Here is an 8,309-nt window from a genome sequence, read left to right on the forward strand (position 1 = left end):
GCCGAGACCATGCTGTCACAGATCGTACAGATGGTCGCTCGGGCTCAGCGATCCAAAGCACCAATGCAACGAATGGCCGACTCGATTGCCGGCTACTTTGTGATGGGTGTTATCGCGATTGCGATACTGACATTTGTTGGTTGGGGGCTTTTTGGCCCTGAGCCCAGCTGGGTGTTTGGTCTGATCAACGCTGTCGCCGTGCTGATCATCGCTTGCCCCTGTGCGTTGGGTCTTGCTACGCCCATGTCGATCATGGTTTCGACAGGTAAAGCAGCCAGCATGGGCGTGCTGTTCAGGGATGCCAGTGCCATCGAAAACCTATGCAAGATCGACACACTGATTGTCGATAAGACAGGCACCCTGACAGAGGGACGGCCAGTGTTTCACAGTGTGGAGGCCACACCCAGTTTCAATCCCCACGATGTTCTTCAGCTTGCTGCCAGCCTTGATCAGGGCAGCGAACATCCCTTGGCTCATGCAATCGTCGATCACGCCCGAACCGAGAACATTAAGCTCACCAAGCCAGGATCCTTTGAGTCTGGTTCAGGTATCGGGGTCAGTGGCATCGTTGATGGCAAGAAGATCCAACTGGGGAACACCGCGTTGATGGAAGCCGCAGGTGTCAGCACCAAGCCCCTACAAAAGCGTGCAGAGTTGTTGCGACTTGACGGCATCAGCATCATCTACCTCGCAGTCGACGGGGTATTGGCAGGGTTGTTGGCAGTATCAGATCCGATTAAGCCGACCTCCAAAGAAGCAGTCACCAAGCTCAAGGCTGATGACATCAAAATCATCATGGCTACTGGCGACGGGCTCACCACCGCTCGGGCTGTCGCCAGGGAGATGGGGATTGAAGAAGTCCACGGTGAAGTGAAACCTCAGGACAAGGAGCGTCTGGTCGCAGACCTTCAGCAAAACGGCCGGAAGGTCGCCATGGCCGGTGACGGTATCAACGATGCACCAGCCCTGGCGCGAGCAGATGTGGGCATTGCCATGGGGACAGGGACTGACGTTGCGATGAATAGCGCGCAACTCACGCTAGTAAAAGGCGACCTGATGGGGATTTTGCGAGCAAGGGCTCTTTCGGTCGCAACAGTAAAAAACATGCGGCAAAACTTGGGTTTCGCCTTTCTTTACAACTCGATGGGTATCCCCCTTGCCGCAGGCTTGCTCTATCCACTGACGGGACACCTCTTGTCGCCAATGATCGCTGCCATAGCCATGAGCGTCAGTTCTGCATCTGTAGTTTTCAATGCATTGAGACTGAGGAATACCCGAATTGACTGAACTTCAAAATTGCAGCGCACTTGCCATGCGTTTGCATAGAACCTGACCAGTCATTCGCATTTGACTGATCTGTGATTGAGAATTTGACCAACCAGACATCAAAGCTGAGGGGCTCATAACGACCCAAAGCGGTAAATCTGGGCAAGGGACTACCCATGTGTTTTCTTCAGTCCTTCAAGCGCACACTCGCCCTTTGCACAGCGGCCATTTTTTCAGGCCGCTTCATGCGTTTCCATTTTCTGATGTCTTCCTTGCTTCGCCCACAGCTCATACACAGATCACCACTGAGTTGACAAACTGAGATGCAGGGATTCTCGATTTCTTTAGCCATTGTCAGCCACCTTTGGACACACGTATTGAGTCAGGCGGGTGTTCCAGTAACCTCCGTGAGTTCGCTGACACTCCTCCTCAGAGTCGAAGTGGACGCTGTGGTCTGAAGGGGTCAGGACGATGTCGGCCTCCTTCAACGCGATAGCCGTCAGCTCAAAGATGCGCGCCTTCGCGTCAAACAAGGCGAGCTTTCTATCCGCCAAGGTTTCGAATACCCAGATGACCTTCAGGGTTTCAGCCAGCGCGTTGAGGTCAGCGGTATGGGTGAGCCAGATAAAGCCTTTGATTTCACCTTTTGCTGTTTCACACGCTTCGGTGAGCCTGGTAATCAACCGGCGTTCTATCCGCGCCAGTTCGCGTTTCCCTGGTGGCATTGCGGGTTCCTTTGGAGACAATGGAGGGCAGGCTCTGAATCAGGCCGGTCGAAACTCGACCGTCAGATGGCTGACTTCGTGAACCGGCTTGAGACGTTCACGAATGCTGTCGGCGTTCGCAGTGGCCTTACCAACGACGCTGACGATGGCCGCATGGGCTTGCGGCCCAATCCGCCAGACATGCAAGTCAGTGATGATGGCATCCCCCGGCTTCTCAACCAGTTCGCGGATTTCCTCGGCAACGTGCGCATCTGTCTGATCCAGCAGCACACCTGCGGTGCCCCCCATCAAGGTCCAGGCCCAACGCGCGATAACAATGGCGCCGATGATACCCATGACCGGATCCAGCCAAACCCAACCGAGATAACGCCCGGCGAGCAGTGCCGCAATGGCCAGAACTGAAGTGAGCGCGTCCGCGATAACGTGGACGTACGCAGATTTCAGGTTGTTGTCGTTCCCGTGACGGGCATGGGCATGGGCATGGGCATGATCATCATGGTCGTGCTCATGACTGTGCCCGTGGCCCAGCAACAACGCACTGACAATGTTGACAATCAAACCGGTAATCGCGATGAGCGTAGCGGTGCCGAACTGAACTTCCGTTGGCTGCAAGAGGCGCATGACAGACTCAATGCCAATTCCCAGGGAGACCATACCGAGAACCAGTGCCGAGGCGAATCCGCCCAAGTCTCCAACCTTTCCGGTACCGAAACTGTAGCGCTCGCTGGAAGCATGGCGTTTTGCATATCCGTAAGCGGCCGCCGCGATGCCTAATGCGCCGGCATGGGTTGCCATGTGGAAGCCATCGGCCAGTAACGCCATCGAACCCGTAATATAGCCGGCGGTGATCTCGCCGACCATCATCAGCACCGTCAGTGCCACAACCCAAAGCGTACGCTTGGCATTTTCGTCGTGCGCTGAGCCAAGGAACACGTGGTCGTGTGTGTAATTGATGTTGGTGTTGCTCATGAGTGTGTACCTAGATGCGTTCACTTAGCGTAACGGCGAATGGCTTCAAGAAGCTCTTCGACGCCCCTGTTACGCTCTTCTTCGCTGAGCGCAGGGTTCGCGACATGCTCCCGCGCGTGGTCCTCGATGATTTCCTCCATTAAGCCGTTGATTGCTCCGCGAGTGGCAGCAACAAGGTGTAATGTTTTTGCGCAATCGAGATCCGATTCCAATGCTCGTTCAACGGCTTGGATTTGTCCGGCTATGCGTTTTACGCGTTTGAGAAGATTTTCTTTGTTTGCTGCAATATGGCCCATGGGATACCCCCCCTACCTATGTATTGCGCATGATAGGCATACCCCCTATGCCTATGCAAGATCATAGAGCGGAGAGAGCATCTACAGTCCCTGGCAGAAAAGAGGCCTCAAGTGCGAGCGAGGAGCGAGAGGAGCTGTAATGTCCGCCTCTAACCGTTCTCTGCCGGCGATGGCCAAAGTCGAATACGCTGCAAATGGTTGGTCAGGTCAAATGCAAACGAGTGGTCAAGTCTGCCCAACTACCCATCACAATGACGGTCACAACCCGAAACAGATAACTGTTGACCTTGCCATCGTGTCAACGTCGATGCTGTTGGTGCGGCGAAAAGAAACCGCTCAGCTTGAGAGGTAAAAAACCATGTTCGTTTTAAATGTTTCCGGCATTGGTTGCGGCAGTTGCGTCAGCAAAATCACCAAGGCGATTCAGTCAATGGATAACGAAGCTACGGTTTCCGTGGATCGGTCAGCCGGTAAGGTGAGAGTTGAAAGCAGCGAAAGCCCAGAGCAGATTCGTAAAGCTGTCGAGGCGGTAGGTTTTCCTTGCCAGATCAGCGCTTGAAGCGCTGACAGCTGCCCCTGGTCAGACGCCCGTTGCAGGGGGGATCCACTTGGTGAACATTCAGGGATACCATAGCAGCGTCGACCACAATTACCGCTCGCAAGCCCCTGCGCTACTAATCACCTCGCAGAGCTTTGAGCAAACCTTTGAATGCTCCATTCAACCGAGTAAAAGCGGCGTCGAAACGTATTCCATTTTCTGTGTACTTTGCGACCTCAACCTGCTGATCGACAGTATTTTGGTCAATGGCAGGTTGAGCCGGTGTACTGTAAAGCAAACTAATTCCATAAATATCGCTTACGGATTCTATTCCGGCAATGTGTTTTACATTTGTTGTTTCCAAAGAAAATAGAGTGGCAGGTGTTTTTTCTATTTCGCGGGCGAGCACAGTAGAAAAATCTAAATCTCGGGCCTTGTAGTTCGGCGTATCAGCATTTGCGATGTTGTTACTCAGGATTTCGGCTCTTTGGCTACGAAGATTCAAAGCTCTTTCCGCTACGCCGACCGCTTTTTCGAAACTAATACTCAAGCAATAATCCTCAACAAGCTCACTTATTTACTACGCGATACCTCCGGATTCACATCTCCGACCAATAGAGGTTCAAAGACATAGTCACCTTGAGTAACGAAAACCTACAAAGGTTCGCCCGTTGATATTATTGGTGAGTAATATCGATGCGCGCTGGAAGACCGAGACCTTAAGGACTAAATACGATGTTCTTCAAGAGAAATATCACAACCTGACGCAACTGTAATATTGGCCTAAGCTTCCCGACAGCGGGTGACCCTTATAGTCCTATTGAGCCTAATGCTCACCCGCTACGAATCAATGCACGATTGGATTCAGGGGCGGCCAGTACTGATCTGAGGAAACCCCAAATGAACACTATCAAATCCTTGTTCGTCATCGCTGCTCTGAGCATTTCATCTTTGGCTATGGCTGAGGGCGGTGGTGATCGGACTTTCGCACGTATGGAATTGGCCAAAAATAATTCGATGGAATCGTACCAGGTAGCTCAAACGCAGAGCTCTCAACCGCCTGTCGCTGAGAGCAAAGCGAAAGCGATGGATCATAAAAACTGCTGAACGATTAGGCACGCGGCCAACCTGACAGAAATGTAATCACTAAGGTGGTTTAGATGTGGCAATTTCTGAGCTCGCTTGCTGTAAAAATTCGTCTTTTTAACGGTAAGCGAAGCTCATCTTGCCAACTCACGGGTTGTTTTGAACGGCTCCCTTTTGACTGATTGGAAATAAACGGCATGCATTCCAAAACCTCTAGACGGACATTCGTTAAAGGCCTGGCCGCCGGTGGCATCCTTGGCGGCCTTGGTCTGTGGCGCACTCCTGTATGGGCAGTGACCAGTCCAGGCTTGCCGAGCGTCCTCACCGGCAACGAATTTGATCTGTTTATTGGTGAAACCCCTGTAAACATCACCGGCTCGCCGCGCACGGCCATGACCATCAATGGATCATTGCCAGGACCCTTGCTGCGTTGGCGCGAAGGAGAGACAGTCACACTGCGTGTGAAAAATCGTTTGGACCAGGACACTTCCATCCATTGGCACGGGATCATCCTGCCGGCCAATATGGACGGCGTACCCGGATTAAGCTTCCATGGCATCGCACCCGACGGTATGTACGAGTACAAATTCAAGATCCATCAGAACGGTACGTATTGGTATCACAGCCACTCGGGCTTACAGGAGCAGGCAGGCGTTTACGGGCCAATCGTTATCGACTCGAAAGAACCTGAACCTTTTCAATACAACCGCGACTACGTGGTGATGTTGACTGACTGGACCGATGAAGATCCTAGTCGCGTCATGGCGAAGCTTAAGAAGCAATCTGACTACTACAACCACCACAAACGTACCGTTGGCGATTTCATCGACGATGTCAGCAAGCAAGGCTGGTCATCTACCGTAGCCGACCGAAAGATGTGGGCAGAAATGAAAATGAACCCCACTGACCTCGCAGACGTCAGTGGAGATACTTACACCTACCTCATGAATGGCCAGGCGCCCAACGGTAACTGGACCGGTATTTTCAAACCAGGTGAGAAGCTGCGCCTTCGTTTTATTAACGGCTCGGCGATGAGCTATTTCGACGTTCGAATTCCTGGCTTGAAAATGACCGTTGTGGCCGCCGACGGCCAACACGTCAAACCGGTCAGCGTCGACGAATTCCGCATCGCCGTAGCTGAAACGTATGACGTGATAGTTGAGCCCGCCAGTGAAGAGGCTTACACCATCTTCGCCCAGTCTATGGACAGAACCGGGTATGCACGCGGAACCCTCGCAGTTCGCGAAGGATTAAAGGCACAAGTGCCTGCGATCGACCCTAGGCCTCTTTTGTCCATGGATGACATGGGAATGGGCGGTATGGCTGGTATGGACCATGGCAGCATGGCTGGTATGGGCAGCGGCGACATGTCCGGCATGGCTGGCATGGATCACAGCAAGATGGCGGGCATGGACCAAAGTGACATGACCGGGATGACCGGCATGGACGGCGGTGATATGACTAGCATGGCTGGTATGGATCACAGCAAGATGGCTGGTATGGACAAAGGCGACATGGCCAACATGGCTGGCATGGACCATAGCAAGATGGCGGGCATGGACAAAGGCGATATGTCCAACATGGCCGGTATGGACCACAGCAAGATGGCTGGCATGGGCGGTATGGGTGGAGAAATGCAGACTCACCCAGCCTCCGAAACCAACAACCCCTTGGTTGATATGCAAGCCATGACCCCGACGCCAAAGCTAAACGATCCAGGCATCGGTTTGCGGAACAATGGTCGTCGAGTCCTCACCTATTCAGACCTGAAAAGCACTTTCGAGGACCCTGATGGCCGCGAGCCCAATCGCACCATTGAGCTACATCTGACCGGTCACATGGAAAAGTTTTCCTGGTCCTTCAACGGCATCAAATTTTCTGACGCTGAGCCCCTTCGTCTCAAGTATGGGGAGCGTCTTCGCATCACCTTGGTAAACGACACCATGATGACGCACCCCATTCACCTTCACGGAATGTGGAGCGACCTTGAAGATGAAAACGGCAAGTTCATGGTGCGCAAGCACACAATCGACATGCCACCAGGTACCAAGCGCAGCTATCGAGTCACCGCCGATGCCTTAGGTCGCTGGGCCTATCACTGCCACCTGCTTTTCCATATGGAAATGGGCATGTTCCGTGAAGTACGGGTTGATGAGTAAAGGAGACGATCTGTGAGCACATACCTAAATCGTAAATCGCTGGTCGGTTGCCTCTTTGCCGTCGGCTTGATGGGTGGACTCTCGTCCGTGGCGCTGGCAGTCGAGGATAGTAGTGTTCATTCACCTGCTACTCCTGCGGAGCCAACGAGCAAGCCTGCAACTGCGACAAAAGAATCAAAGCCCGATCACGGATCAATGGATCACAGCAAGATGAGCCATGAGTCGATGGGTCATGACCAAAAAACCAAAAAGGCAGATTGAGATCATGACCAGTAAGTTTTTACGTCCAACGTTGATGGCACTGGCAGTCTCTACCAGTCCTGCTTTCTCTTTCATGGCCCAGGCGGCAGAAGAGATGGATCACTCCAAGATGGATCGCGGCTCGATGGGAGCTATGGACCATAGCAAGATGGGGGCAATGGATCACAGCAAGATGAGCATGGACAATGGAGCAATGGACGGTATGGAAAGTATGGATGGAGGGGCTACCACCACCAGCCGAACTCCAATCCCTGTACTGACCGACGCTGACCGTGCAGCCGCGTTCCCTGATGTGGCTGGTCATGGCGTTCACGACAAGAAGGTCAACTCCTTCATGCTGCTGGATAAGTTTGAGTACCAGGATGCTGACAACGGTAGTGCGTTGGCCTGGGATGCAAAAGGATGGATCGGCGGTGACGTTGACCGACTGTGGTTGCGTTCGGAAGGCGAACGTACCAATGGCGTAACGGAAAACGCTGAACTCTCAGCCCTTTGGGGGCACTCCATCGGTCCATGGTGGGATGTCGTCACCGGCGTACGACAAGACTTCAAGCCCGGATCACCACAAACTTGGGGAGCGCTCGGTATTCAGGGCATGGCCCTCTATAACTTTGAAGCCGAAGCGACTGCCTATATCGGTGAGAACGGTCAAACCGCTGCTAGATTGGAAGGCGACTACGACATTCTGCTGACCAATCGCCTGATCTTGCAGCCAACGGCCGAAGCCAATTTTTACGGAAAAAATGATCCTCAACGCGGCATTGGGTCTGGATTGGCAAACACCGAAGTAGGGCTCCGATTGCGTTATGAGATTGTTCGCCAATTTGCCCCTTACATTGGGGTTAGCTGGAGCCGCTCCTACGGCAATACGGCAGACCTGGCCAGCGATGAAGGAGAGCATGCGAACGAGGCGCGATTTGTCGCCGGTATTCGGATGTGGTTTTAAGAGCCTGACATGAAAAGAACGTTGAAAACATTGACTGCTGCCGGGGTGGTTGCCGCAATAACA

At 53.0% G+C, this 8,309-nt stretch carries 11 protein-coding genes and 1 pseudogene; 7 read left to right on the plus strand and 5 right to left on the minus strand.

Annotation, left to right across the window (positions count from 1 at the left end):
- Window positions 1–1,287, plus strand: a 1,287-nt coding sequence (locus tag HT737_RS29185) for a heavy metal translocating P-type ATPase (protein ID WP_182404560.1), incomplete at its 5' end; no start/stop codon positions are given.
- Between the two features lie 149 nt (window positions 1,288–1,436).
- Here the strand turns inward: HT737_RS29185 and HT737_RS29190 are convergent.
- The 4 genes and pseudogenes from HT737_RS29190 to HT737_RS29205 all read right to left on the minus strand — a co-directional run bounded on the left by HT737_RS29190 (window position 1,437) and on the right by HT737_RS29205 (window position 3,256).
- Window positions 1,437–1,618: pseudogene (locus HT737_RS29190) on the minus strand (DUF1289 domain-containing protein).
- Window positions 1,611–1,991 carry a hypothetical protein gene (locus tag HT737_RS29195; RefSeq protein WP_042556874.1) on the minus strand — a complete coding sequence of 127 codons (381 nt, stop codon included), beginning with the start codon at window positions 1,989–1,991 and terminating at the stop codon, window positions 1,611–1,613. Before HT737_RS29195 ends, HT737_RS29190 begins: the two are co-directional and overlap by 8 nt.
- Before the next feature lie 39 nt (window positions 1,992–2,030).
- Complete coding sequence (gene dmeF / locus HT737_RS29200) at window positions 2,031–2,960, minus strand: CDF family Co(II)/Ni(II) efflux transporter DmeF (protein ID WP_047297385.1); 930 nt, start codon at window positions 2,958–2,960, stop codon at window positions 2,031–2,033.
- A gap of 20 nt (window positions 2,961–2,980) precedes the next feature.
- Window positions 2,981–3,256: a metal/formaldehyde-sensitive transcriptional repressor gene (locus tag HT737_RS29205; RefSeq protein ID WP_042556876.1), complete on the minus strand. Its 276-nt coding sequence runs from the start codon at window positions 3,254–3,256 to the stop codon at window positions 2,981–2,983.
- Window positions 3,257–3,395: 139 nt separating this feature from the next.
- On the opposite strand from HT737_RS29205, the gene HT737_RS29210 reads away from it, so the two are divergent.
- Complete coding sequence (locus HT737_RS29210; RefSeq protein ID WP_140396035.1) at window positions 3,396–3,608, plus strand: hypothetical protein; 213 nt, start codon at window positions 3,396–3,398, stop codon at window positions 3,606–3,608.
- A 6-nt stretch (window positions 3,609–3,614) separates the two neighbouring features.
- Entirely contained in the window at window positions 3,615–3,815 is a 201-nt protein-coding gene (locus HT737_RS29215; protein ID WP_080895979.1) for a heavy-metal-associated domain-containing protein, read from the plus strand.
- 115 nt (window positions 3,816–3,930) lie between these two features.
- On the opposite strand, the gene flgB is transcribed toward HT737_RS29215, so the two are convergent.
- The gene (flgB, locus tag HT737_RS29220) at window positions 3,931–4,344 is read right to left on the minus strand and encodes a flagellar basal body rod protein FlgB (RefSeq protein ID WP_042556877.1); all 414 of its coding nucleotides are present in this window, start codon (window positions 4,342–4,344) and stop codon (window positions 3,931–3,933) included.
- A 350-nt stretch (window positions 4,345–4,694) separates the two neighbouring features.
- Between flgB and HT737_RS29225 the strand changes: the two genes are divergently transcribed.
- The 4 genes from HT737_RS29225 to HT737_RS29240 all read left to right on the plus strand — a co-directional run bounded on the left by HT737_RS29225 (window position 4,695) and on the right by HT737_RS29240 (window position 8,246).
- Entirely contained in the window at window positions 4,695–4,901 is a 207-nt protein-coding gene (locus HT737_RS29225; RefSeq protein WP_042556878.1) for a co-regulatory protein PtrA N-terminal domain-containing protein, read from the plus strand.
- A gap of 176 nt (window positions 4,902–5,077) precedes the next feature.
- On the plus strand, window positions 5,078–7,039 hold the full coding sequence (locus tag HT737_RS29230; RefSeq protein WP_042556879.1) for a copper resistance system multicopper oxidase: 1,962 nt from the start codon (window positions 5,078–5,080) through the stop codon (window positions 7,037–7,039).
- A 12-nt stretch (window positions 7,040–7,051) separates the two neighbouring features.
- A complete protein-coding gene (locus tag HT737_RS29235; RefSeq protein ID WP_176393382.1) occupies window positions 7,052–7,300 on the plus strand; it encodes a hypothetical protein in 249 nt (82 codons plus the stop codon).
- Entirely contained in the window at window positions 7,272–8,246 is a 975-nt protein-coding gene (locus HT737_RS29240) for a copper resistance protein B (protein ID WP_042556880.1), read from the plus strand. The genes HT737_RS29235 and HT737_RS29240 overlap by 29 nt, the downstream gene beginning before the upstream one ends.
- Window positions 8,247–8,309: the final 63 nt, after the last annotated feature.

This window comes from Pseudomonas sp. MD195_PC81_125, assembly GCF_014060985.1.
GTDB lineage: Bacteria > Pseudomonadota > Gammaproteobacteria > Pseudomonadales > Pseudomonadaceae > Aquipseudomonas > Aquipseudomonas parakoreensis.

Excerpts from the sequence above, each read along its gene's own strand:
- dmeF (WP_047297385.1), bottom strand. The coding sequence starts at position 2,960 with ATGAGCAACACCAACATCAATTACACACACGACCACGTGTTCCTTGGC.
- HT737_RS29215 (WP_080895979.1), top strand. The coding sequence starts at position 3,615 with ATGTTCGTTTTAAATGTTTCCGGCATTGGTTGCGGCAGTTGCGTCAGC.
- HT737_RS29205 (WP_042556876.1), bottom strand. The coding sequence starts at position 3,256 with ATGGGCCATATTGCAGCAAACAAAGAAAATCTTCTCAAACGCGTAAAA.
- HT737_RS29225 (WP_042556878.1), top strand. The coding sequence starts at position 4,695 with ATGAACACTATCAAATCCTTGTTCGTCATCGCTGCTCTGAGCATTTCA.
- HT737_RS29210 (WP_140396035.1), top strand. The coding sequence starts at position 3,396 with ATGTCCGCCTCTAACCGTTCTCTGCCGGCGATGGCCAAAGTCGAATAC.
- HT737_RS29195 (WP_042556874.1), bottom strand. The coding sequence starts at position 1,991 with ATGCCACCAGGGAAACGCGAACTGGCGCGGATAGAACGCCGGTTGATT.
- HT737_RS29240 (WP_042556880.1), top strand. The coding sequence starts at position 7,272 with ATGACCAAAAAACCAAAAAGGCAGATTGAGATCATGACCAGTAAGTTT.
- HT737_RS29230 (WP_042556879.1), top strand. The coding sequence starts at position 5,078 with ATGCATTCCAAAACCTCTAGACGGACATTCGTTAAAGGCCTGGCCGCC.